At 62.1% G+C, this 24,739-nt stretch carries 22 protein-coding genes; 17 read left to right on the top strand and 5 right to left on the bottom strand.

Annotated features, from left to right (window positions below):
• Positions 1-27 precede the first annotated feature (27 nt).
• Genes AAZU54_RS11375 through AAZU54_RS11365 form a run of 3 tightly spaced genes read right to left on the bottom strand, consistent with a single transcriptional unit; the run spans position 28 to position 4,587 of the window.
• Entirely contained in the window at positions 28-1,440 is a 1,413-nt protein-coding gene (locus AAZU54_RS11375; protein WP_434727163.1) for an efflux transporter outer membrane subunit, read from the bottom strand.
• A 3-nt stretch (positions 1,441-1,443) separates the two neighbouring features.
• Entirely contained in the window at positions 1,444-3,408 is a 1,965-nt protein-coding gene (locus tag AAZU54_RS11370; protein WP_434727162.1) for a MacB family efflux pump subunit, read from the bottom strand.
• On the bottom strand, positions 3,409-4,587 hold the full coding sequence (locus tag AAZU54_RS11365; protein ID WP_186555687.1) for an efflux RND transporter periplasmic adaptor subunit: 1,179 nt from the start codon (positions 4,585-4,587) through the stop codon (positions 3,409-3,411).
• 208 nt (positions 4,588-4,795) lie between these two features.
• Here AAZU54_RS11365 and AAZU54_RS11360 point away from each other — a divergent pair, with 208 nt between their 5' ends.
• The 3 genes from AAZU54_RS11360 to AAZU54_RS11350 all read left to right on the top strand — a co-directional run bounded on the left by AAZU54_RS11360 (position 4,796) and on the right by AAZU54_RS11350 (position 7,320).
• On the top strand, positions 4,796-5,272 hold the full coding sequence (locus AAZU54_RS11360; protein WP_186555688.1) for a sigma-70 family RNA polymerase sigma factor: 477 nt from the start codon (positions 4,796-4,798) through the stop codon (positions 5,270-5,272).
• Positions 5,273-5,439: 167 nt separating this feature from the next.
• A complete protein-coding gene (locus AAZU54_RS11355; protein ID WP_186555689.1) occupies positions 5,440-5,925 on the top strand; it encodes a histidine kinase in 486 nt (161 codons plus the stop codon).
• A 69-nt stretch (positions 5,926-5,994) separates the two neighbouring features.
• On the top strand, positions 5,995-7,320 hold the full coding sequence (locus AAZU54_RS11350) for an MFS transporter (protein ID WP_434727161.1): 1,326 nt from the start codon (positions 5,995-5,997) through the stop codon (positions 7,318-7,320).
• 125 nt (positions 7,321-7,445) lie between these two features.
• Here the strand turns inward: AAZU54_RS11350 and AAZU54_RS11345 are convergent, their stop codons facing one another.
• The gene (locus AAZU54_RS11345; protein ID WP_434727160.1) at positions 7,446-9,110 is read right to left on the bottom strand and encodes an electron transfer flavoprotein-ubiquinone oxidoreductase; all 1,665 of its coding nucleotides are present in this window, start codon (positions 9,108-9,110) and stop codon (positions 7,446-7,448) included.
• Positions 9,111-9,653: 543 nt separating this feature from the next.
• Between AAZU54_RS11345 and AAZU54_RS11340 the strand changes: the two genes are divergently transcribed.
• The 9 genes from AAZU54_RS11340 to AAZU54_RS11300 all read left to right on the top strand — a co-directional run bounded on the left by AAZU54_RS11340 (position 9,654) and on the right by AAZU54_RS11300 (position 16,700).
• Positions 9,654-10,403, top strand: a complete 750-nt coding sequence (locus AAZU54_RS11340) for an electron transfer flavoprotein subunit beta/FixA family protein (RefSeq protein WP_434727159.1) — start codon at positions 9,654-9,656, stop codon at positions 10,401-10,403.
• The gene (locus AAZU54_RS11335; RefSeq protein WP_186555693.1) at positions 10,404-11,333 is read left to right on the top strand and encodes an electron transfer flavoprotein subunit alpha/FixB family protein; all 930 of its coding nucleotides are present in this window, start codon (positions 10,404-10,406) and stop codon (positions 11,331-11,333) included.
• Between the two features lie 76 nt (positions 11,334-11,409).
• Positions 11,410-12,231, top strand: a complete 822-nt coding sequence (locus AAZU54_RS11330) for a substrate-binding periplasmic protein (RefSeq protein WP_312152626.1) — start codon at positions 11,410-11,412, stop codon at positions 12,229-12,231.
• A 10-nt stretch (positions 12,232-12,241) separates the two neighbouring features.
• Positions 12,242-12,595: a DUF4398 domain-containing protein gene (locus AAZU54_RS11325; protein ID WP_186555695.1), complete on the top strand. Its 354-nt coding sequence runs from the start codon at positions 12,242-12,244 to the stop codon at positions 12,593-12,595.
• A complete protein-coding gene (locus AAZU54_RS11320; RefSeq protein ID WP_312152625.1) occupies positions 12,592-13,401 on the top strand; it encodes an OmpA family protein in 810 nt (269 codons plus the stop codon). The genes AAZU54_RS11325 and AAZU54_RS11320 overlap by 4 nt, the downstream gene beginning before the upstream one ends.
• A gap of 232 nt (positions 13,402-13,633) precedes the next feature.
• Positions 13,634-15,076, top strand: coding sequence for a PLP-dependent aminotransferase family protein (locus AAZU54_RS11315; protein ID WP_186555697.1), 1,443 nt, complete (start codon positions 13,634-13,636; stop codon positions 15,074-15,076).
• 107 nt (positions 15,077-15,183) lie between these two features.
• The gene (locus AAZU54_RS11310) at positions 15,184-15,690 is read left to right on the top strand and encodes a hypothetical protein (protein ID WP_405129277.1); all 507 of its coding nucleotides are present in this window, start codon (positions 15,184-15,186) and stop codon (positions 15,688-15,690) included.
• A gap of 116 nt (positions 15,691-15,806) precedes the next feature.
• Positions 15,807-16,061 carry a YkgJ family cysteine cluster protein gene (locus AAZU54_RS11305; protein WP_186555699.1) on the top strand — a complete coding sequence of 85 codons (255 nt, stop codon included), beginning with the start codon at positions 15,807-15,809 and terminating at the stop codon, positions 16,059-16,061.
• Between the two features lie 33 nt (positions 16,062-16,094).
• On the top strand, positions 16,095-16,700 hold the full coding sequence (locus AAZU54_RS11300; RefSeq protein WP_186555789.1) for an START domain-containing protein: 606 nt from the start codon (positions 16,095-16,097) through the stop codon (positions 16,698-16,700).
• A 71-nt stretch (positions 16,701-16,771) separates the two neighbouring features.
• Here the strand turns inward: AAZU54_RS11300 and gltA are convergent, their stop codons facing one another.
• Positions 16,772-18,061 carry a citrate synthase gene (gene gltA, locus AAZU54_RS11295; RefSeq protein ID WP_186555700.1) on the bottom strand — a complete coding sequence of 430 codons (1,290 nt, stop codon included), beginning with the start codon at positions 18,059-18,061 and terminating at the stop codon, positions 16,772-16,774.
• A 351-nt stretch (positions 18,062-18,412) separates the two neighbouring features.
• On the opposite strand from gltA, the gene sdhC reads away from it, so the two are divergent.
• The 5 genes from sdhC to AAZU54_RS11270 all read left to right on the top strand — a co-directional run bounded on the left by sdhC (position 18,413) and on the right by AAZU54_RS11270 (position 24,731).
• Positions 18,413-18,799, top strand: coding sequence for a succinate dehydrogenase, cytochrome b556 subunit (sdhC, locus tag AAZU54_RS11290; RefSeq protein ID WP_186555701.1), 387 nt, complete (start codon positions 18,413-18,415; stop codon positions 18,797-18,799).
• Entirely contained in the window at positions 18,793-19,161 is a 369-nt protein-coding gene (gene sdhD / locus AAZU54_RS11285) for a succinate dehydrogenase, hydrophobic membrane anchor protein (protein ID WP_186555702.1), read from the top strand. The genes sdhC and sdhD overlap by 7 nt, the downstream gene beginning before the upstream one ends.
• Positions 19,162-19,164: 3 nt before the next feature.
• Positions 19,165-20,937: a succinate dehydrogenase flavoprotein subunit gene (sdhA, locus tag AAZU54_RS11280; RefSeq protein ID WP_186555703.1), complete on the top strand. Its 1,773-nt coding sequence runs from the start codon at positions 19,165-19,167 to the stop codon at positions 20,935-20,937.
• 11 nt (positions 20,938-20,948) lie between these two features.
• Complete coding sequence (locus AAZU54_RS11275; RefSeq protein WP_172231853.1) at positions 20,949-21,653, top strand: succinate dehydrogenase iron-sulfur subunit; 705 nt, start codon at positions 20,949-20,951, stop codon at positions 21,651-21,653.
• Positions 21,654-21,899: 246 nt separating this feature from the next.
• Positions 21,900-24,731: a 2-oxoglutarate dehydrogenase E1 component gene (locus AAZU54_RS11270; RefSeq protein ID WP_186555704.1), complete on the top strand. Its 2,832-nt coding sequence runs from the start codon at positions 21,900-21,902 to the stop codon at positions 24,729-24,731.
• Positions 24,732-24,739 lie beyond the last annotated feature (8 nt).

Genomic DNA, 24,739 nt, shown 5'->3' with positions numbered 1-24,739 from the left:
CCCAGGCGACAGCCACCGATAGGCGCGCTAGCGTGGCGCCTGGGCGGCCTGCCAGCCGCCGCCGAGGGCTTTGTACAGGGCCACGCTGGCCTGCAGTTGGCTCAGCTGCAACTGCGCCTGCTGGTCCTGGGCCTGATACAGGGTGCGTTGGCTTTCCAGCACCGTCAGCAGGGTTTCGGCGCCGGCGGCGTAACGCTGCTGGGCCAGGTCGAAGGCAATGCGCGATTGCTCCACTTCTTGATCCTGCCACTGCCTCTGGCGCTCGACGCCATGGGTGGCATTGAGGGCTTTTTCCACATCGGCGAAGGCGGCGACAATGCTGGCGCGATAGTCTTCGAGCAGCTCTGCTTGCTCGGCCTGCGCCAATTGATGCGAAGCGCGCAGCCGGCCGTTGTTGAAAATGGGTGCGGCAAGACCGGCGGTCAAGGTGTAGTAGGGGCTGCTGAAGACATCGACCAGGGTTCGTGCGCCGCTGCCCAGGTCTGCACCCAAGGTCAGCTTGGGCAGCATGGCTGCCCTGGCGACCTGCACATTGGCGCTGGCAGCGGCCAGGCGCGCTTCGGCGGCGGCGATATCCGGGCGCCGCGCCAGCAACTCGCTGGGCACGCCGCTGCCGATTCGGGGCCAGCGCAGCGCGTTGATCGACCCTTGGCTTTGCCCCAGCTGCTGAACCGGTTGGCCGAGCAAGGTGGCCAGGGTGACGCGGCTGTCTTGCCACTGTTGCTCCAACAGGGGCAGTTGGCGTTCTTGTGCCGCCACCAGGCTACGCTGCTGGGCAAGTTCCAGGCGGGTGGCCGAGCCTGAATTGTGCCGCGCTTGGACCAAGCGCAGGACGTTGCGCGCGTTGTCCAGGTTCAGCCGGGCGATGCGCAGTTGCTCCTGCAGCGCCAGGGTGCTCAGGTAGCTGTTGGCAACCGAGCTGAGCAGGGTCAACTCGACGGTCTGGCGATCGAAACGGCTGGCGTCGAGGCTACGCAGCGCGCTGTCGCGGGCGGCGCGTACACCGCCCCAGAAGTCGATCTCGTAGCTGGCGCTCAGGCGGGCATCGAACGAGGTGCTGGTGCGTTCGCTGCTATCGACATCGAGCTGTTCGTAGCCTTGGCCATGCAGCAGGTGTTGGCGGCTGCTGTCCAGGCCCGCTTGCAGTTCTGGCAGCAGCGGTGCGCCGGCGATCGTCGCCCGCGCTTGGGCTTGCCGCACCCTGGCGGCGGCGGCTGCCAGGTCGTGACTGTCACGCCGGGCGCGTTCGATCAGCTGATCCAGCTCGCTACTGGCAAAGGCTTGCCACCACTGGGCATCGGCAAACCCGCGTGCCGTCTGGTCAGTTGCCGCCTGCCAGGTGGCGGGCGGCTCGATGGCGGCGCTGGGGGCAGGGGGGCTGTTGCAGGCGGCCAGGGACAGGCTTAGGGTCAGCAGACTGATGCGGCTTGGCAATGTCATAGGTTATTCGCTGGTAAGGGCTTTGACCGGGTCGAGGCGGGCGGCCTTGCGGGCAGGCATGAAACCGAACAGCACGCCGGTAATCACGGCGCAGGCAAAGGCGCCGAGGATCGAGGGCAGGGCGAACGCCACCGGGATGCCGGCCAGCATCAGGCCGGCGCCGACGCTCAGCGCCAGGACGATACCGGTCACGCCGCCGACCATCGACAGCATCACCGCCTCACTGAGGAACTGGCGCAAGATGTCGCGCTGACGTGCGCCGGTGGCCATGCGGATACCGATCTCGCGGGTGCGTTCGCGCACCGTCATGAGCATGATGTTCATCACGCCGATCCCGCCCACCAGCAGGGAGATGGCGGCAATCGCGCCGAGCATCAGCGACAGGCTGTTCTGGGTACGGGCCTCGGCCTGGATCAGGGCGGCGTCGTTGGTCAGTTCGAAGTCGTGCTTGCCGTGGTGGCGCTGGCGCAGCAGGTGATCGATGGCGCGCTCGGTTTCGCTTACCCGGCTGGAGTCGGCTGCTGCGATGGTGATGTAGTCCGGGTCACGATGACCCAACAGGCGCATGGCCGCCGACGAGTAGGGTATGACGATTCGCCCGTCACTATCCTGGTCGCCGGAGCTGGCGCCCTTGCCGGCGAGAATGCCGACCACCTGGAACGGCACGTTACCGATCAGCAGGTACTGACCCAGCGGGTTGGCCTGGGGGTCGAGCATTTTTTCCCGGACTTTCTGCCCGATCACTGCAACAGCGGCGCCGCTGGCTTCGTCGGCTTCGCTGAAGAAAGCGCCCTCGACCACCGGCCAGTTGAAGATCTCGGGAAACCAGGTGTTGTTGCCCCCCACGTAGAACTGCTGGCTGTTGTTGCCGTGGCGGACCATCATCTTCTCGCCGGTGACCGGCATGATGTGCTTGACCTGGGGCAGTTCCCCGATGGCGGCGACATCGTCCAGGGTGATGGTGCCGGCGGGCTCGCGCAGGGTGGCCGGTGCGCCATTGAGGTAGAGGATGTTCGAGCCGAACGCGGCCATTTGCGCCATGACTTGGCGCTTGCTGCCTTCGCCGACGGCCAGCATCACCACCACCGAGGCAACGCCGATGACGATGCCGAGCAGGGTCAGGGCGGTGCGAAAGCGGTTGATCCACATCACCCGCCAGGCGGCTTGCAGGGCTTCGAGCAGTTCGCCCTTCCAGGCACCGCGCAAGGTGGCGCCGCGGTCCAGGCGCTGGCGTAGCTCCTGCGCTTGCAGGCCGGGGTGACGCGCGCCGGGCAGCCGATCTGCGGCCGAATCACTGAGCATCAGGCCGTCTCGGATCTCGATCACCCGGTGTGCACGGGCCGCCACCTCGCGGTCGTGGGTGATCAGGATGATCACATGGCCTTGGCTGGCCAATTCGTCCAGCAGGGCCATGACTTCGGCGCCGCTCTGGCTGTCCAGGGCGCCGGTGGGTTCGTCGGCGAGGATGATGTGGCCGCCGTTCATCAAGGCCCGGGCAATCGACACGCGCTGTTGCTGGCCGCCGGAGAGCTGGTGGGGGCGGTTGCCGGTGCGGCTGGCCAGGCCCAGGCGCTCGAGCAGGACGCTGGCTCGGCTGTGGCGTTGGGCAGGTGGGATGCCGGCATAGATGGCTGGCATCTCGACGTTTTCCTGGGCTGATCCCGAGGGGATCAGGTGATAGCCCTGGAACACGAAGCCGAAGGCTTCGCGCCTGAGCCAGGCCAACGCGTCGCTGCCCAGCTCGGCAACATCCTTGCCGGCAAAGCGATAGTTGCCGCTGGTGGGTCGGTCGAGGCAGCCGAGGATGTTCATCAGAGTCGACTTGCCGGAGCCGGACGCACCGACAATGGCGACGAACTCGCCAGGGTAGATGCTCAGGCTGACCCCGCGCAGCACCTCGACGGTGGGGGTGTCGAGGCCGCCATAGGATTTGCGGATGTCGCTCAGCTCGATCAGGGGAATTGACATTTATCCTCCACTGGCGCGAGGCGCGCCAATGACCAGTTGCTCGCCTTCGCTCAAGCCATCGAGGATCTGCACCCGCAGCCGGTCGCTTAGGCCAGTGCGCACTTGCCGTTGTTCGATCTTGCCCTGGCGGTTGAGCACCTGGGCCAGGCGCAGGCCGTCGCCATCACTGTCGTCGAGGGCGGCCAACGGCGCCGTGAGGACTTGGCTGGCGTGACCTGCGACAAAGAACACCTGGGTCGTCATCTCAGCCATCAGGGCGCCATCGGGGTTGTCCACGTCCAACAGCACGGTGTACTGGACTACCTGGCTGGCGCTGCCTGCGGAGCTAGCGCTGATCGGGCTACCGCCGCCTTGGCTGGTCTGCTCGAGCGGCTTGGGCGGGATCGGCAAGATCTGCCTGACCGTGCTGGTCCAGCGCCGCTTGCCGCCGGCAAGGGTGGTGAAGTAGGCAGTCATGCCGGGTTTGACCTTGCCGATGTCGGCCTCGGAAACCTGGGCCCAGACGGTCATTGGCGAGAGCTTGGCTATGCGCAGGATCAGGGGGGTCTGCTGTTGGGCGTTGAGGGTCTGGCCCTCGCGGGCATCCACTGCGACCACGGTTCCGTCCATGGGGGCATAGATGCGGGTGTAGCCAAGTTCGGCCTCATCGCTGCGCACGCTGGCCTGGGCCTGGTGGATCTGCGCCTGGTACATGTCGATCCGCGCTTGGGTCACCTTGAGCTGGGCATCGGCGATCTGCAGGTCTTCATCGCGGCTGGCGCCGGCTGCGGCGAGGCTGCGCTGGCGCTGGTACTGCTGGCGAGCCAGCTGGAACTGGGCGCGTTGCTCGGCCAGTTGCGCCTTGAGATTGTCGATCGCAAAACGGGCGGCGTCGAATTTCGCCTGCTGGGTGGAAGGATCGATCTCGACCAGTAGCTGGCCTTGGCGCACCTCATCCCCGGCTTCTACGTGCAGCTTGCGAATCTGCCCGGATGCCTGCGCGCCGACATCGACATAGCGCCTGGGTTGCAAGGTGCCAAGGGCGGTGACGCTGCTCTCTATATCGGCGCGGGTCACGGCGACGGTGCTGACGGGCAGGGCGCCGAAGGGCAGCGCCTGCCACGCCAGCAGGCTGCCCAGGCCAAGCAGGCCCAGGCCGCCGAGGAGGATGCGACGGCGGGTATTGGATGTGCGACTCATGTGGACTTCCAGCCAGAAGGATGGCCACGCGCTGCCAAGTGGATGCGCACGGAGGTCCCAGATAAACGAAGCGCAGTGCAGATGATTTAGCCTAGGCGAGTGCCTGTCTGTTGCTGAGAATCATTATAATTTGTAAGATTCCAGCTTGATATCACTCCTTCGAGCTTTTCCTCCTTCGCCGTTGTGCAGGGACATGCCAGGTGCCGTCGTGGAACATTACTATCGCGAGTTGGTGAGCTTCCTCAGTGCGCGCCTGGGTAATCGTCAGGCGGCGGAAGATGTTATCCATGATGCCTACCTGCGGGTGCTGGAGCGTAACGAGCCTGAGCAGATCGAGAACCCGCGCGCCTTCCTCTATCGCACGGCGATGAACTTGGTGATCGATCGCCATCGGCGCCACCTGGTACGCAAGGCCGAACCGCTGGAGGTGCTCGACCTTGACGAGCGCTGGCACAGCCCGGCCCCGTCCCAGAGCATGCAATTGAACCAGCGTCTGGCGCTGATGCAGCGTGCCTTGGATGAGCTCAGCGCGCCGTGTCGTGACAGTTTTCTGTTGCGTAAACTCGACGGCATGTCGCACCAGCAGATCGCCGAACACCTGGGTATTTCGCGCAGTCTCGTGGAAAAGCACATCGTCAATGCCATGAAGCACTGCCGGGTGCGCATGCGTCAGTGGGAATCCTGAGCAAAACCTGGGCGATGGGCGACAAATCCCGGTGCTGGCGACTTGATTTCTCCGGGTTTCAGGACAACTATCAATGAAGACCCTCTCCAGGCATCGCCCTGGCGATTGCCTGTACTGGCGCAGTATGGTCAGGGAGTTTCCATCACCTTGCTGCCCAGGTTCGATCGATGCCAAACAAATGCATGCGCATCCTCATCGCCGACGAGCACCCCAGCCAACGCTTGCAGCTGGAGAAGATGCTCAATGCCCTGGGTTATTACCGGATCGCCCCGGTAGACAACTTCGATGACCTGCAGCGCCTGGTGCAATGCGCTTTGCAGCCGTTCAACCTGCTGATTGGCAATATAGACCTGGCCAGCCATGCCGGTGTCGACCTGGCGCGTTTTTGCCGGGTCAGCACGCAGATTCAGCACGCCTTGCTGTATCACTCGCAACATCTGAAAGTACCGGCGGTCGCGCAGAGCGAGCGCAAGGCGGTGAGCATCAGCCTGCCCAAGGTGCCAGATAGCGAGGCGCTGGAGTCGTTCATGTCGATCATCGACTTGCCGGTGGTGGTCGGGCAGGTGGCTCTGCCGCCGGGCCTGTCCGGTCATTCGGCCTATCCGCGCCAGCGGCTGAACTTCGCCCAGACGGTATTCAGTCGCTCAAGCTGAACGGCATGCGGCAACAGGCCGCGGGCATTTGCTATCCTCTTGCCCTTTGCCGATCTGCGGACCCCTGCCATGACTGCCATCGATACCGCTCGCCAGCCCCGGTTTACCCGTGGCGACCACCGGACCCTGGGCCTGGCGGCGTTGGGCGGCGCGTTGGAGATCTACGATTTCATCATTTTCGTGTTCTTCGCCCTGACCCTTAGCCAATTGTTCTTCCCGCCTGAGATGCCCGAGTGGCTGCGCCTGCTGCAGAGTTTCGGGATTTTCGTCACCGGTTATCTTGCGCGCCCGTTGGGCGGCATCCTGATGGCGCACTTTGCCGATCATCTGGGGCGCAAGCGGGTGTTCAGCCTGAGCATCGTGATGATGGCCCTGCCATGCCTGTTGATCGGGGTGATGCCGACCTATACCGATATCGGCTACGCGGCGCCGCTGATCCTGTTGGCGTTGCGTATCTTGCAGGGCGCCGCCGTGGGCGGGGAGGTGCCCAGTGCCTGGACCTTTGTCGCCGAGCATGCGCCCGAAGGGCGGCGCGGTTATGCCTTGGGCTTTCTGCAGGCGGGGCTGACCTTCGGTTACCTGCTGGGCGCGCTGACGGCGACCTTGCTGGCGCAACTGTTCAGCCCGCAGGAGATTCTCGATTACGCCTGGCGCTATCCGTTCCTGCTGGGCGGGGTGTTTGGGGTGATCGGCGTGTGGCTGCGCCGCTGGCTGAGCGAGACGCCGGTATTTCTTGCCTTGCGCGAGCGTCGCGAGCAGCCGGTGGCGTTCCCGCTGCGCCAGGTGTTGCGCGAGCATCGCCGGGCGTTGCTGCCGGCGGCGTTGCTGACCTGCGTATTGACCTCGGCGGTGGTGGTGTTGGTGGTGATCACCCCAACCGTGATGCAGCAGCGCTTTGGCATTGCGGCCGGGCAGACCTTTGCCTTGAGCAGCGTTGGCATCGTGTTCTTGAATATCGGCTGCGTGTTGGCCGGGTTGCTGGTCGACCGCCTGGGCGCCTGGCGGGCGCTGAAGATCTACAGCCTGTTGCTGCCTGTTGGGATTGGCGCGCTGTATGCCAGCCTGGTGGGGCAGTGGAGCCTGATCTGGCCGGCCTATGCCCTGGCCGGACTGTGCTGTGGGGTGGTCGGCGTGGTGCCGTCGGTGATGGTCGGGCTGTTTCCGGCGCAGATCCGCGTGTCGGGTATTTCCTTCACCTACAACGTCGCCTACGCCTTGTGGGCCAGTACCACGCCGCTGGCGCTGATTGCCTTGATGCCGTGGAGCCCGTGGGTGTGTGTCGGCTTTTGTCTGCTGATGGGCATGGTCGGCTTGCTTACGGCTCTGTATTTCAAGGGGCGGGAGCGGTTGGTGTTCGATTCGCAGGCGGTGCCGGTCATGTGTGCTGAGAAGTAACGCGGGTGGCGCTCGCTCTCACGAGCGACCTAGACACTTCTGCATGCGTCTCGGCCCACCGCCTTGAGTGCAAAAAAGCCCCCTGACCTCACGGCCAGGGGGCTTTTTCATACAGCGCGCTGCACTTACATGTTCGGGTAGTTAGGCCCACCGGCACCTTCAGGGGTGACCCAGGTAATGTTCTGGGCCGGATCCTTGATGTCGCAGGTCTTGCAGTGCACGCAGTTCTGCGCGTTGATCTGGAAGCGCTTGGCGCCGTCTTCCTGGGTGACCACCTCGTAGACCCCGGCCGGGCAATAGCGCTGGGCCGGCTCGTCGTACAGCGGCAGGTTGCTGGCGATCGGGATGTTCGGGTCGGTCAGCTTCAGGTGGCAGGGTTGTTCCTCTTCATGGTTGGTGCTGGAGAGGAATACCGAGCTGAGCTTGTCGAAACTGAGCTTGCCGTCGGGTTTGGGGTAGTCGATCTTCTTGGAGTCGGCCGCAAGCTTCAGGCAAGCGTAATCGGGCTTGGTGTCGCGCAGGGTGAACGGCAGCTTGCCGCCGAACCAGTTCTGGTCGACATAGTTGAAGGCTGCGCCAAACAGCGGGCCGAACTTATGCATGGCCGGGCCGAAGTTACGGCTGGCGAACAGCTCGTCATGCAGCCAGCTGGCTTTGAATGCGTCAACGTAAGTGGTCAGCGCATCGCCGCCCTCGCTACCGGCGATCAGCGCGTCGGCCACTGCATCGGCGGCGAGCATGCCGGATTTCATCGCCGTGTGGCTGCCTTTGATCTTGGCGAAGTTCAGCGTGCCCAGGTCGCAACCGATCAGCGCGCCACCGTTGAAGACCATCTTGGGCAGCGAGTTGTAGCCGCCCTTACAGATGGCGCGGGCGCCGTAGCTGATGCGCTTGCCGCCTTCGAGGTACTGGCTGATCACCGGGTGGTGCTTGAGTCGCTGGAACTCGTCGAACGGCGACAGGTATGGGTTGGCGTAGGACAGGTCGACGATCAAGCCGACCACCACCTGGTTGTTTTCCAGGTGATACAGGAACGAGCCACCGGTGTTTTCGCTGCTGACCACATCCAGCGGCCAGCCGGCGGTATGCACCACCAGGCCTTGCTCATGCTTGGCCGCGTCGATTTCCCAGATTTCCTTGATGCCGATGCCGTAGTGCTGGATGTCGGATTCGCTGTCGAGGTTGAAGCGCTTGATCAGCTGCTTGCCGATGTGGCCACGGCAGCCTTCGGCAAACAGGGTGTACTTGGCGCGCAGCTCCATGCCTGGGGTGTACAGGCCGTCTTTGGGGTTGCCTTCGCGGTCGACGCCCAAGTCGCCGGTGACGATGCCGCGAACCACGCCGTTTTCATCGAACAGCGCCTCTTGGGCTGCGAAGCCTGGGTAGATTTCCACGCCCAGGTTCTCGGCCTGCTGGGCCAGCCAGCGGCACAGGTTGCCCAGCGAGATGATGTAGTTGCCTTGGTTGTGCATGGTCTTGGGCACGAACAGGTCGGGTACCTTGACCGAACTGCCCTTGTCCTTGAGCACATAGATGTCGTCGCGCTTGACCTCGGTGTTCAGTGGCGCGCCGAGCTCTTTCCAATCGGGGAACAGCTCGTTGAGCGCGCGCGGCTCGAACACCGCACCAGAGAGGATGTGCGCACCGACTTCGGAGCCTTTCTCGACCACGCAGACGCTGATCTCGCTACCGGCTTCGGCGGCCTTCTGCTTCAGGCGGCAGGCGGCGGACAGGCCTGCCGGCCCGGCGCCGACAATGACCACGTCGAATTCCATGTATTCGCGTTCCACTGGTTCTCTCCTACTCAAGGCTCATCGCTGTTGCTTGTCTTGTGGGTTTTATCGGTGGGTCACTCGCAGCTATCTATGCTGTAGCTTTGCGGATGGCGGACTACACCGTTTTGTCTTGGCGCGCATTATATCTACACCACTCGGCGGGTCCAATACAAACGTTTGTTTGAATTTGCCGCAGCCCAGTAAAATCACAGGTACGCGGCTGGAGGCTGGCCGATTTGCCGTATTGACCGGGATGGGTGTTACGGTCAAGATACGAGCGGTTTTACGCTCGCCGTAGGCTGACCGTCGGGCGCAGGTGCACCCCTAAAGACCAGGCGTAGAGCAGGGTTTTGAGGCTAAAACCCGTTGTGTAGTGGAGTTTACACGCCACGACAGAAAATGACTCGCGGGTTTTGCCGGCAGGGTCTGAACAAGACTGATTGGTCACTGTGAAGATCGCTCGCCCCGCAACGTTTTTAGAGGTGCCCTTGTACCCACGCGCAATCGCCGGGCCAGCCCCAGGCGACATTCTTTTCACCGGAGAGTAACGAGGAATCCATGAAGGTTCTTGTAGCTGTCAAACGAGTGGTCGACTACAACGTCAAGGTTCGCGTCAAGGCGGACAACTCCGGCGTCGACCTTGCAAACGTCAAGATGTCCATGAACCCCTTCTGCGAAATCGCCGTGGAAGAAGCCGTGCGCCTGAAAGAGAAGGGCGTTGTGACCGAGATCGTCGCCGTCGCCGTCGGCCCGACCGCAGCCCAGGAGCAACTGCGCACCGCGCTGGCGCTGGGTGCTGATCGCGCCATCCTGGTCGAGACCAGCGACGAGCTGAACTCGCTGGCCGTGGCCAAGGCGCTCAAGACCCTGGTCGACAAGGAGCAGCCACAGCTGGTGATCCTCGGCAAGCAGGCCATCGACAGTGACAACAACCAGACCGGCCAGATGCTGGCGGCGCTGACGGGCTACGCCCAAGGCACCTTCGCCTCCAAGGTCGAAGTGGCTGGCGACAAGCTCAACGTCACCCGTGAAATCGATGGCGGCCTGCAGACCGTTGCGCTCAACCTGCCAGCGATCGTCACCACCGACCTGCGTCTGAACGAGCCGCGCTACGCGTCGCTGCCCAACATCATGAAGGCCAAGAAGAAGCCGCTGGAAACCGTGACTCCAGACGCGCTGGGCGTTTCCACCGCCTCCACCACCAAGACCCTGAAAGTTGAAGCGCCGGCTGCTCGCAGCGCTGGCATCAAGGTCAAGTCGGTGGCCGAACTGGTCGAGAAACTGAAGAACGAGGCGAAGGTAATCTAAATGACTATCCTGGTTGTCGCTGAATACGAAAACGGTGCCGTTGCCCCGGCTACCCTGAACACTGTCGCCGCTGCTGCCAAGATCGGTGGCGATGTCAATGTGCTGGTCGCAGGCCAGAACGTCGGTGGCGTCGCTGAGGCTGCGGCCAAGATCGCTGGCGTGGCCAAGGTACTGGTTGCCGATAACGCAGCCTACGCCCACCTGCTGCCGGAAAACGTCGCGCCGCTGGTAGCTGAGCTGGCCAAGGGCTACAGCCACGTGCTGGCCCCCGCCACCACCAACGGCAAGAACATCCTGCCACGCGTTGCTGCGCTGCTCGATGTCGACCAGATCTCCGAGATCATCTCGGTTGAATCGGCCGATACCTTCAAGCGTCCGATCTACGCCGGTAACGCCATTGCCACCGTGCAATCGAGCGCTGCGGTCAAGGTCATCACCGTGCGTACCACCGGCTTCGACGCTGTCGCCGCCGAGGGTGGTTCGGCTGCGGTCGAAGCGGTTGCCTCGGCGCACGATGCGGGCAAATCGGCGTTCGTCGGTGAAGAGCTGGCCAAGTCCGACCGTCCTGAACTGACCGCTGCCAAGATCGTCGTTTCCGGCGGTCGTGGCATGGGCAACGGTGACAACTTCAAGCACCTGTATGCCCTGGCCGACAAGCTTGGCGCCGCAGTCGGTGCTTCGCGCGCCGCGGTCGACGCAGGTTTTGTGCCCAACGACATGCAGGTCGGCCAGACCGGCAAGATCGTCGCCCCGCAGCTGTACATCGCGGTCGGCATCTCCGGCGCAATCCAGCACTTGGCCGGCATGAAGGATTCCAAAGTGATCGTTGCGATCAACAAGGATGAAGAGGCGCCGATCTTCCAGGTGGCTGACTACGGCCTGGTCGCGGACCTGTTCGAAGCCGTTCCAGAGCTGGAAAAGCTGGTCTGATTCGCCTGCTTCACTTATAAAGAAGCCCGGCCCTCATCGAGGGTCGGGCTTTTTTTATGGCTGCAAGGAGTAGCGCATGAAGTATCGCGGAACGGGCCCGCTGCTGGCTTGCCTGGCGGCGTTGCTGTCGCCGCTGGCGATGGCGGCGGGTAAATGCGAGCGCCTGGTGGCGACCGGCAGCCCGGATGCTCCCCCCTATTCCTGGCAAGACCCAAAAGACCCTCGCCATCTGATCGGCGCCAATGTCGATTTGCTGCGCCAAGTTGCCAGTGAGCTGGGGGTGACGGTCGAAGTGCTACATGCCGGCAAGCGCGATCAGGCCTTGGAAGAAGTGCGCAGCGGGCGCATGGACCTGTTGCTCGACACGCCCATGCAAGTGCAGCAGCTGACCGCACTGGACTACATCCATCCGCCCCTGCAACTGAACGAATACCTGGTGTGGACTCGCCACGATGGCAATGTGCAGTTCGACGGCCCGGCGGACCTGGCCCAGTACCAGGGCAGCCTGTCCGAGCGCGCTCGGCTGACGCCGGCCTTCGATGCCTTCGCCAAGGCCCAGCTCAAGCTGACGCCGTCGCAGAACCTGACCCAGGCATTCCAGAAGCTGGTGCTGGGCCAGGTCGATTATGTGCTGGCTGGCCGCTACTCGGGCATGGCCATGGTGCAGGGGCTGGGCATGGCCAATGACCTGATCGCCCGCGGCCTGCCGGTGGATCGGCCGGGCTTGTACCTGGCGCTGTCGCACAATTCGGCCTGCAACGACAGCTGGTTGCGCGGACAACTGGCTAAAAAGCTGACAGAATTGCCGATCTCCGGTGCGTCCGAGGCTGTCCTGCAACGTAATGTCGAGCGCTGGAAGGCGCAGATGCAGGCGCCGCTGGACGCCCCCAAACAGTAGGAAGATTGCGTTGAGAATCCAACCCTTGATTCTGGCGATGGCCGCACTCGGCCTGGCCGGTTGCGCCAATGACCCGGCGCCCAATGAACAGTTGCGCCTGTCCGAGCAGGCGCTGGAACAGGCCAAGGCGGTCGGCGCCACCGAGCAGGTGCCCGAGCTCAAGCTGGCCGAAGACAAGCTGGCCCGAGCCAAGAGCAACTTGGCCACCGAAGACCATCGCGATGCGCGCATGCGCGCCGAACAGGCTGAGCTCGATGCACGCCTGGCCGAGGCGCGGGTGCTGACCCACAAGAGCGAGGAGCAGCTCGAACTGCTGCAGTCGCGCGTCAAACGCTTGCGCAAACAGCTGGAGGTGCAGCCATGATGCGCTTCAAGCCAATGGCCGCGCTGACCTTGCTGGCCCTGGTCGGCTTGCAGGGCTGCGCCAGTCAGCGTAGCGAGTCGGCCCTGGATGAGGCCAGTGCAGCGTTCCAGAAGGTCAAGGACGATTCCAATGTGCTGCGCAGTGCGCCGCGTGATGTGATCCGTGCCGGTGAGTCGTTGGCCCGGGCCGAGCGCCTGTCCAGCTACATCGGCACCGGTGCCGATGTGCGTCACTACGCCTACCTGAGCCAGCGCTACAGTGAGATTGCCGCTGAGCATGCCAAGCTTGCGCTCAACCAGGAGCGGATCGCCAAGCTCGACCTGGATCGCCAGCGCCTGCAACTGGCCCTGCGCGAGGCCAAGTTGGCCAGCGTGCAGCAACAAGGCAAGTGGGTTGAGGCGCAAATCGCTGCGCTGGCCTCCGAGCAGACCGATCGTGGCTTGGTGATGACCCTGGGCGATGTGTTGTTCGATACCGGACGGGCGGATCTGAAGAATTCGGCTAGCCGCACCGTTCTCAAGTTGGTGCAGTTCCTTCAACTCAATCCGCGTCGAGTGGTGCGAATCGAAGGCTACACCGACAGCACCGGTACGGCGCAAGACAATCTCAAATTGTCGCGTGATCGTGCCCAGTCGGTGGCGGACATGCTGGTCGACCTGGGGGTCGATGAAAAGCGTATCCAGGTCGAGGGCTATGGCGATCAATATCCGATCGAAGCCAATGCCTCGGAGCGGGGCAGGGCGCAGAATCGCCGGGTTGAGATCGTTTTCTCTGACGATAAAGGCAAGCTCGCCGCCCCGCGGTGATCTTGGAGCAGGGTGGGGCGCCTGGCGCCCCTTTGCGGCAGCTCGCCGCGACAAGACGCCTCCCGCCTCGGTTGTTCTGAGCACGACATCGGCGCTTCGAGGCGCTGGTCACGCCACTGTGTTGTCGACTATTCTGCAATCTGTCCCAGTACACTTTGCAACTGTTCCGGTACTCTGCCTCTCAGTGTGTCGCACAACAACAACGACCTGTCCGCGCTTCGAGAACACCGTCATGACCAACCTGCTGCTCTACCAGCGCATCGCCCAGCAACTGGCCGATGACATCCGTCGCGGTGTCTACCAGCCAGGCGAACGCGTGCCCTCCGTGCGCAAGATGAGCGCCCAGCTCAATGTCAGCCATGCCACGGTGTTGCAGGCCTACGCCAACCTCGAAGATCAGGGCTTGATCCGCGCCCGGCCGCAGTCTGGCTACTACGTGCACCAGACTCCCGCCCTGACCGCGCAGACCCCGGATATCGCCCGGGTCGAGCGCCCCGGGTTGGTCACACGTGCCAGCATCATTCAGCAAGTGCTGACCGAGGCCCGTCGCGATGGCGTGTTTCCGTTCGGCGCGGCGGTGCCGCACGTGGATTACCTGCCGGTCAGGGCGCTGCATCAGCAGTTGGCCAAGGTCACCCGCTTTCATAGCCCGCGGGCGTTCAGTTACATGTTCAGCCCCGGCTTTGAGCCACTGCGCCGGCAAATTGCTATTCGCATGCGTGATGCCGGGGTGCTGGTCGATCCGCGTGAAGTGATCGTCACCCATGGCTGTGTCGATGCCTTGCAGATGTCGTTGCGGGTACTGACCCGGCCGGGTGATCTGATCGCTGCTGAGTCGCCGACTTATTATGGTTTGCTGCAATTGGCCGACTTGTTGGGCCTGAAAGTCATCGAGATCCCCAGTGATCCGTCCACCGGGATCAGCCTGGAAGCCTTGCAGCTGGCGGCTAACCAGTGGTCGATCAAGGCCTTGGTGTTGACCGCGCGCTTGAGTAATCCGCTCGGCGGCACCATCCCTGAAGAGCGCCAGAAGCAACTGCTGCGCCTGGCATCGGATTTCGACATCCAGATCGTCGAGGACGATATCTACGGCGAGCTGATGTTCGAGCAGGGTCGGACCAAGGCGCTCAAGGCCTTCGATCGCCTCGATCGGGTGATCTATTGCTCAAGCTTTTCCAAGACCTTGTCGCCGGGTGTGCGGGTAGGCTGGATGATCGCTGGGCGCTATCAGGCCGAGATCCAGCGCTTGCAGACCTTCACTACCCACTCAGCTTGCAGTGTGACGCAGATGGGGGTGGCGGCCTATCTGGAGAACGGCGGCTATGATCGCCATCTGCGCTTCATTCGCCAGGAATACCGCAAGAACCTCAGCGCTTATCAGCTGGCGGTGCAGCAGCACTTCCCTGAAGGTACCCAGATGACCCGGCCTACCGGTGGCTTCATTTTGTGGGTCAGCCTGCCAGGGCGGGTCAATACCCAGGACTTGCACGTGCGTGCGCTGGAGCAGGGCATCAGCATTGCGCCTGGGCTGATCTTCAGCAATACCGAGCAATTCAACCACTGTATTCGCCTGAACTGCGGTATTCCGTGGAACAAAGAGGCGGAGCGCGCGGTGATCACCCTTGGCTTGCTGGCCCATCAGTTGTGCAAGGAATCGACCGGCTCGCTGTTCTAGGCGTTGTGCGCAATGTCGCCCAATGGTGACTTTTCGCACAAAGCCTGTCTTGCCAGATGCGGGCGGAACAGACAGCATACGCATCTTTATGCCAGTACCTGATGTCCATGAAAGCGCTTCGCTCTTTTGCCCTGTTGCTCTGTCTTGCGCCGCTGTGCCTCTCCAGCGGTATGTTGCAGGCTGCCCAGCCGCAAACCAAGGCGGCAGCGGCCAAGAGTGCCCCGGCCAAGCCCGCGAAAAAGCCTATCGCGACCAAGACTAACAAGTCCCCGGTCAAGGCTGTCAGTCGCAACAAGGCCAAGCCTGCGGCCAAGGCAAAACGTAAGGCGGTCAGCAAGGCGGTGGCCAAGCCGCTGCCCAAGCCCAAGCTCGACCTGAGTCTGCCCCTGGAAATGGTCAATCAGCTCGAGCCCAACGTGAATACCTCGAAATCCACCGGCAAATCACGGCGCAAGCCTTTGCTGCCGTCGATGTTCCCGCAGACCCCGCCGGTCGATGACAGCCCGTTCCAGCTCAATGGCCGGCTGATCAGCAACGAAATGCAGCTGCAGCTGCGCAATGACAGTCGCCATGATGTCGAAGGGGCGGCCATCGATTTTGAGTTTCGCCAGTAGCCGGAACTGACTGCCAGGTCACGGCAATTTCATCCGGTCAACAATTTCAAACGTATGTTTGAGCGGTTACTATCCAGGGACGTTCGTCCCGTTTCGTTCCAGGGAGTCCTGTTTTCATGAAATGCCGAGAGGGTTGCGGCGCCTGCTGCATTGCCCCTTCCATCAGTTCGCCGATGCCGCGCATGCCCAACGGCAAGCCGGCCGGGGAGCGTTGCCTGCATCTGACTGCGCAGAATCTTTGCGAGCTGTTCGGCCGACCTGAGCGCCCCGCGGTGTGCGGTGGCTTCAAGGCGGATGTGGAAGTGTGTGGCAGTGACAGTGATGAGGCGATCAGATTACTCGGTTGGCTGGAGCAGATGACGGCGGCGTGATTGGCTGGATCTTCGACAACAAGGATAAAGATGATGAGATCGTTCAAGCGTATTGCACTGCTGTGTGGCATGGGTGTCCTGCTGGCGCCTGCCGCCTGGGCCGAGAACTGGCAGGTGGCCAAGGACGAGGAGGGCATCAAGGTGTCCCTCAGTGAGGTCGCAGGCTCCAAGTACAAGGCGTATCGCGGGGTGACCGTGATCAAGGCGCCGTTGGCCAAGGTCAAGGCGTTGCAGGAGGATGTGGTTGGGGCCTGCGCCTGGATTCACGAGTGCAAGTCGCAGAAACTGCTCAAGCACGAAGGTGACCAGAGCTGGACCTATACCCAGTTCAATACGCCGTGGCCAGTAACCCCGCGCGACTCGATCCTGCAAGTGACCACGATTCAAGAGGCGGACGGCAGCTTGACCCGTAAGCTGGAAGAGAAACCGCAGTACCTCCCTGAAGAGCAGGGCTATGTGCGGGTGGCCAAGGTCGAGGGTTTCTGGAAGCTGGTGCCCCAGGGTGACAGCACTGAGGTGACCTACCAGGTGCATACCGAGCCAGGTGGCAGCGTGCCGGCGATGGTGGCCAACAAGTTCGTGGTCGATGCGCCGTTCAATACGCTCAAAGCGCTGCGTGAGCGCGCTGAGAAGCCCTGAGACGGGGCTGCGAACCGGACGAACAAAAAAGGCTGCCCGAGGGCAGCCTTTTTGCGTTCAGCTCGATGAGCTTACTTGCGATCCGTCAGGTTGACGATGTCACGCTGCGGTTCGCCAGTGTACAGCTGGCGCGGGCGGCCAATCTTGTACGGGCTGGAGAGCATTTCTTTCCAGTGCGAGATCCAGCCCACAGTACGTGCCAGGGCGAAGATCACGGTGAACATGCTGGTTGGAATGCCGATCGCCTTGAGGATGATCCCCGAGTAGAAGTCGACGTTCGGATACAGCGAGCGCTCGATGAAGTACGGATCGGTCAGGGCGATCTCTTCCAGGCGCATGGCCAGTTGCAGCTGCGGGTCGTTCTTGATGCCCAGCTCGCGCAGGACTTCGTCGCAGGTCTGCTTCATGACGGTGGCGCGCGGGTCGCGGTTCTTGTAGACCCGGTGACCGAAGCCCATCAGCTTGAACGGATCGTTCTTGTCCTTGGCCTTGGCGATGAACTTGTCGATGTTGGACACATCGCCGATCTCATCGAGCATGGTCAGTACGGCTTCGTTGGCGCCGCCGTGTGCCGGGCCCCACAGTGCGGCGATGCCGGCTGCGATACAGGCGAACGGGTTGGCACCGGAAGAGCCGGCCAGACGTACGGTCGAGGTGGAGGCGTTCTGCTCGTGGTCGGCATGGAGGATGAAGATCCGGTCCATTGCCTTGGCCAGCACCGGGCTGATCGGTTTGATCTCGCACGGGGTGTTGAACATCATGTGCAGGAAGTTCTCCGCGTACGACAGGTCGTTGCGCGGGTACATCATCGGCTGGCCCATGGAGTACTTGTAAACCATCGCGGCCAGGGTCGGCATCTTGGCGACCAGGCGCACCGCGGAGATTTCGCGGTGTTGCGGGTTATTGATATCCAGGGAGTCGTGGTAGAACGCCGAGAGGGCGCCAACCACACCGCACATCACCGCCATTGGGTGAGCGTCGCGGCGGAAACCGTTGAAGAAGGACTTCAGCTGCTCGTGGACCATGGTGTGGTTTTTCACGGTGCTGACGAACTGGGCCTTCTGCTCAGCGTTCGGCAGTTCGCCGTTGAGCAGCAGGTAGCAGGTTTCGAGGTAGTCCGATTTCTCGGCGAGTTGTTCGATCGGGTAGCCGCGGTGCAGCAGGACACCCTTGTCGCCGTCGATATAGGTGATCTTCGACTCGCACGAGGCAGTCGCCATGAAACCAGGGTCGAAGGTGAAGTGACCGGTAGCCCCCAACCCGCGGACGTCGATTACATCGGGACCAACGGTGCCGGTTAAAATGGGCAGCTCGACGGGGGCAGCGCCCTCGATGACCAACTGCGCTTTTTTGTCAGCCATGTGGCCTCCTATTAATGCTAGAAATCATCAGACAGACCCCCCACGCAGGGCCCGCACCACTATAGAGGGATAAATTCGAATGTCAATTTGCCTAAAGGCTGGTTGAAATGCCCTCTAAGCCCTGATTTTTCACGAAATTGTCGCCCATTTACGCCTTTTGCTCGCTAAAGGCAATGCGCTATTTGGGCTAGCCCCTCACGTTGTCATAAGCAGCCTAACTGTCTATACTCGGCAGCCGACCGCCAGGGGCTTGCAAGCCCGACCTGATGGGGGTCGCCGTTCTCTGGGTGGTGGGTACCTGACCAGTACACTTACCAACAACTTTGCCCTGTTAGCTAGGGGCTCTTCAGTGTGAAAAAAGCCGTGAAAAGCCAACGACCTGTAAACCTAGACCTAAGGACCATCAAGCTCCCTGTCACCGCATACACGTCCATTCTTCACCGTATCTCCGGTGTCATCCTCTTCGTGGGTATTGCCATCATGCTTTATGCATTGGGCAAGTCGCTCGGATCCGAGGAAGGCTTCGCTGAGGTGAAAGCGTGTCTGACCAGCCCGCTGGCCAAGCTGGTGACCTGGGGCCTGCTATCCGCCCTGCTGTATCACCTGGTGGCAGGCGTGCGCCACCTGATCATGGACATGGGCATCGGTGAGACGCTGGAAGGCGGCAAACTGGGCTCGAAAATCGTGATTGTCATCTCCGTGGTGGTGATCGTTCTGGCGGGAGTTTGGGTATGGTAACCAATGTCACGAACCTGTCGCGTTCGGGCCTCTATGACTGGATGGCGCAGCGCGTTTCTGCGGTCGTTCTCGCGGCTTATTTCATTTTCCTGATCGGCTACCTGGTGGTGCACCCGGGCATTGATTACGCCCAGTGGCACATCCTGTTCTCCAACAACGCGATGCGTATCTTCAGTCTGTTGGCCCTGGTGGCCCTGGGCGCTCACGCCTGGGTCGGCATGTGGACCATCGCCACTGACTACCTGACGCCAATGGCGTTCGGCAAGTCGGCGACTGCGATTCGTTTCCTGTTCCAGGCGGTATGCGGCGTTGCAATGTTCGCGTACTTCGTCTGGGGTGTGCAGATTCTCTGGGGTATCTGATCCATGGCTAGCATTCCAACCATTTCCTTCGACGCCATCATCATCGGTGGCGGCGGCGCCGGCATGCGCGCAGCGCTGCAGCTGGCCCAGGGCGGTCACAAGACTGCCGTCGTGACCAAGGTCTTCCCGACCCGTTCGCACACTGTATCCGCCCAGGGCGGCATCACCTGCGCCATCGCTTCGGCCGACCCGAACGATGACTGGCGCTGGCACATGTACGATACCGTCAAGGGTTCCGACTACATCGGTGACCAGGACGCTATCGAATACATGTGTCAGGAAGGCCCGGCTGCGGTCTTCGAGCTGGACCACATGGGCCTGCCGTTCTCGCGTACCGAAACCGGCCGTATCTACCAGCGTCCGTTCGGTGGTCAGTCCAAGGACTTCGGTAAAGGTGGCCAGGCCGCCCGTACCTGTGCTGCTTCCGACCGTACTGGTCACGCGCTGCTGCACACCCTGTACCAGGGCAACCTGAAAGCCGGTACCACCTTCCTCAACGAGTACTACGCCGTTGACCTGGTGAAGAATCAGGAAGGCGCCTTTGTCGGTGTGATCGCAATCTGCATCGAAACCGGCGAAACCATGTACATCAAGTCCAAGGCCACCGTTCTGGCCACTGGCGGTGCGGGCCGTATCTACGCCTCCACCACCAATGCCCTGATCAATACCGGTGACGGTATCGGCATGGCCCTGCGTGCCGGTGTACCGGTGCAGGACATCGAGATGTGGCAGTTCCACCCGACCGGCATCGCCGGCGCCGGTGTACTGGTCACCGAAGGTTGCCGCGGTGAAGGTGGTTACCTGATCAACGCCCACGGCGAGCGCTTCATGGAGCGTTACGCGCCGAACGCGAAAGACCTGGCCGGCCGCGACGTTGTCGCCCGTTCCATGGTCAAGGAAATCATCGCCGGCAACGGCGTGGGCCCGAACAAGGACCACGTACTGCTGAAGCTGGACCACCTGGGCGAGGAAGTGCTGCACAGCCGCCTGCCAGGTATCTGCGAACTGTCCAAGACCTTCGCCCACGTCGACCCGGTCGTCGCTCCGGTTCCGGTTGTCCCGACCTGCCACTACATGATGGGTGGCGTTGCCACCAACATCCATGGCCAGGCCATCACCATGGACGAAGAAGGCAAGGATCACATCATCCCAGGCCTGTTCGCCGTAGGTGAAGTGGCGTGCGTATCGGTTCACGGTGCCAACCGCCTGGGCGGCAACTCGCTGCTCGACCTGGTGGTGTTCGGTCGTGCTGCCGGCCTGCACCTGGAGAAGGCGCTGAGCGACGGCATCGAGCATCTCGACGCCAGCGACACCGACATCGAAGTTGCCCTGAACCGCCTGAACAAACTCAACGAGCGCTCCACTGGCGAAGACGTTGCCAGCCTCAAGCGCGAGCTGCAGAGCTGCATGCAGAACTACTTCGGTGTATTCCGTACTGGCGAATACATGCAGAAGGGTATCGAGCAGCTGGCTGGCCTGCGTGACCGCATCGCCAACGTGAAGATCAACGACAAGTCCCAGGCCTTCAACACCGCGCGTATCGAAGCGCTGGAGCTGCAGAACCTGCTGGAAGTCGCCGAAGCTACCGCCATCGCGGCCGAAGCCCGTAAAGAGTCGCGCGGCGCTCACGCCCGTGAAGACTTCGAAGACCGTGACGACGAAAACTGGCTGTGCCACACCCTGTACTACCCGGGTGAGAAGCGCGTTGCCAAGCGCGGCGTCAACTTTGCGCCGAAGACCGTTCCGGCCTTCGAGCCAAAAATCCGGACTTACTAAGGGTGGCTGCTATGTTGAAAGTCGAAGTTTATCGTTACAACCCCGACACCGACTCGGCGCCCAAGATGGAGTCGTTCGACGTCGATACCGGCGGCAAAGACCTGATGGTGCTGGACGTGTTGGCACTGATCAAGGAAAAGGACGAGGGTTTCTCGTACCGTCGCTCCTGCCGTGAAGGCGTGTGCGGTTCCGATGGCATGAACATGAACGGCAAGAACGGCCTGGCCTGCATCACCCCGCTGTCGGGCGTGGTCAAGGGCAACAAGCTGATTCTGCGTCCGCTGCCAGGCTTGCCGGTCATTCGTGACCTGGTGGTCGATATGAGCATCTTCTACAAGCAGTACGAGAAGGTGAAGCCATTCCTGCAGAACGACACCCCGGCTCCGGCCATCGAGCGTCTGCAGTCGCCGGAAGATCGCGACAAGCTGGACGGTCTGTACGAGTGCATCCTGTGCGCTTGCTGCTCGACTTCCTGCCCGTCGTTCTGGTGGAACCCAGACAAGTTCCTCGGTCCAGCTGCTCTGCTGCAGGCTTATCGCTTCCTGGCCGACAGCCGTGACACCAAAACCCAGGAGCGCCTGGCGTCCCTGGATGACCCGTTCAGCGTATTCCGCTGCCGCGGGATCATGAACTGCGTAAACGTTTGCCCGAAAGGTCTGAACCCTACCAAGGCAATCGGTCACGTACGTAACATGCTGCTGCAAAGCGGCACCTGATTCAAAGCTGTTGCAAGTGCAAGACACCAAGGCGCGGGTGGTGAGCCCGCGCTGAGGTGAAACCCGAGCAAGGGCCCACAAAGCCCGCGCTCATTACCTATGAAGATATGAGACCAGCAGGGGCTTTCCGGGCTGGTACCCGGAAAATCTGCAGGATCCTCGGTGGCGTGGTTAGTCGCTGTTCTCGGGCTTTCTCATGTGTGCTGAGGCGCTTGCCGATCCGTCCCCGAACGAGGGTGACCAAGCATGCAAGAAAGCGTGATGCAGCGCATGTGGGAAAGCGCCCACCTTTCAGGTGGTAACGCTGCATATGTGGAAGAGCTCTACGAGCTCTACCTGCACGACCCTAACGCTGTGCCAGAAGAGTGGCGCACCTACTTCCAGAAGTTGCCCGCCGACGGCAGCACCGCTACCGATGTATCGCACTCGACAATCCGCGACCATTTCGTACTGCTGGCGAAGAACCAGCGCCGCGCCCAACCGGTTTCCGCCGGGAGCGTGAGCAGTGAACACGAGAAGAAGCAGGTTGAAGTTCTGCGACTGATCCAGGCCTATCGTATGCGCGGCCATCAAGCTGCCAAGCTCGACCCCTTGGGGTTGTGGCAGCGTCCTGCGCCCGTAGACCTGTCGATCAATCACTACGGCTTGACCAATGCCGATCTTGATACGACCTTCCGTGCCGGCGACCTGTTCATCGGCAAAGAGGAAGCGAGCCTACGCGAAATCCTCGATGCGCTGCAGAAGACATATTGTCGCACCATCGGCGCCGAGTTCACCCACATCGTCGATTCCGAGCAGCGCAGCTGGTTCCAGCAGCGTCTGGAAAGCGTGCGTGGGCGTCCGGAATTTTCCGCCGATGTGCAAACGCACCTGCTTGAGCGCGTGACCGCAGGCGAAGGCTTGGAAAAATACCTGGGCACCAAGTACCCAGGCACCAAGCGCTTCGGTCTTGAAGGCGGCGAAAGCCTGATCCCGATGCTGGACGAAATGATCCAGCGCTCCGGCTCCTACGGCACCAAGGAGGTCGTGATTGGCATGGCCCACCGCGGCCGCCTGAACGTGCTGGTCAACACCTTCGGCAAGAACCCGCGCGAGCTGTTCGACGAGTTCGAAGGCAAGAAGATGAACGAGCTGGGCTCCGGTGACGTGAAGTATCACCAGGGCTTCTCCTCGAACGTGATGACCACCGGTGGCGAAGTTCACCTGGCCATGGCGTTCAACCCGTCCCACCTGGAAATCGTATCGCCAGTGGTCGAGGGTTCGGTGCGCGCCCGTCAGGACCGCCGCAACGACACCGTTGGCGACAAGGTGCTGCCGATCTCGATCCACGGCGACGCGGCCTTCGCCGGCCAAGGCGTGGTCATGGAAACCTTCCAGATGTCGCAGACCCGCGGTTTCAAGACCGGCGGTACCGTGCACATCGTGATCAACAACCAGGTCGGTTTCACCATCAGCAACCCGCTGGACTCGCGTTCCACCGAGTACGCCACCGACGTTGCCAAGATGATTCAAGCGCCAATCCTGCACGTCAACGGTGACGATCCGGAAGCGGTGCTGTTCGTGACCCAGCTGGCCATCGATTACCGCATGCAGTTCAAGCGTGACGTGGTCATCGACCTGGTCTGCTACCGTCGTCGCGGCCACAACGAGGCCGACGAGCCCAACGGTACCCAGCCGCTGATGTATCAGCAGATCAGCAAGCAGCGCACCACCCGTGAGCTGTATGCCGAGGCGCTGATCCAGGCCGGTCGCATCGACGCCGAGCGCGCTCAGGCCAAGATCGACGAGTACCGCAACGCCCTGGACAACGGCCTGCATGTGGTCAAGAGCCTGGTCAAGGAGCCGAACCGCGAGCTGTTCGTCGACTGGCGTCCATACCTGGGCCATGCCTGGACCGCGCGTCACGACACCCGTTTCGACCTCAAGACCCTGCAGGACCTGTCGGCCAAGCTGCTTGAGCTGCCGGAAGGCTTCGTCGTTCAGCGTCAGGTCGCGAAGATCTACGAAGATCGCCAGAAGATGCAAGCCGGTGGCTTGCCGATCAACTGGGGTTATGCAGAGACCATGGCCTACGCCACCCTGCAGTTCGAAGGTCACCCGATCCGCATGACCGGCCAGGACATCGGCCGTGGCACCTTCTCGCACCGCCACGCGGTGCTGCACAACCAGAAGGACGCCAGCACCTACGTGCCGCTGCAGAACCTGTTCCCGGGCCAGCCGCGCTTTGACCTGTACGACTCCTTCCTCTCGGAAGAAGCAGTACTGGCCTTCGAATACGGCTACTCGACCACCACGCCAAACGCGCTGGTGATCTGGGAAGCCCAGTTCGGCGACTTCGCCAACGGTGCGCAAGTGGTGATCGACCAGTTCATCACCAGTGGCGAGCACAAGTGGGGCCGTCTGTGCGGTCTGACCATGCTGCTGCCGCACGGCTACGAAGGCCAGGGTCCTGAGCACTCCTCGGCGCGTCTGGAGCGTTACCTGCAGCTGTGCGCTGAGCACAACATCCAGGTCTGCGTACCGACCACCCCAGCCCAGATCTACCACCTGCTGCGTCGCCAGGTGATCCGTCCGCTGCGTAAGCCGCTGGTGGTCCTGACGCCGAAGTCGCTGCTGCGCCACAAGTTGGCCATCTCGACGTTGGAAGACCTGGCCGAAGGCTCGTTCCAGACCGTGATCCCGGAAATCGACACGCTCGATCCGGCCAAGGTCGAACGCATCGTCCTGTGCAGCGGCAAGGTCTACTACGATCTGCTGGAAAAACGCCGTGCCGAAGGCCGCGAAGACATCGCCATCGTGCGTATCGAGCAGCTGTATCCGTTCCCTGAGGACGACCTGGTGGAAATCCTTGCCCCGTACAGCAACCTCAAGGCTGCAGTGTGGTGCCAGGAAGAGCCGATGAACCAGGGCGCCTGGTACAGCAGCCAGCACCACATGCGCCGTATCCTGGGCCGCCACAACAAGGCACTGGTCCTGGAATACGCCGGCCGCGACGCTTCCGCCGCGCCAGCCTGTGGTTACGCATCGAAGCACGCCGAGCAGCAAGAGAAACTGCTGCAAGACGCCTTCACTGTTTAATGCTTTCG

The sequence above is a fragment of the Pseudomonas sp. Je.1.5.c genome (genome assembly GCF_051129895.1).
Lineage (GTDB): Bacteria > Pseudomonadota > Gammaproteobacteria > Pseudomonadales > Pseudomonadaceae > Aquipseudomonas > Aquipseudomonas urmiensis.
The sequence above is the reverse complement of the archived record's forward strand: the minus strand, read 5'-3'. Positions and strand labels throughout refer to the sequence as shown.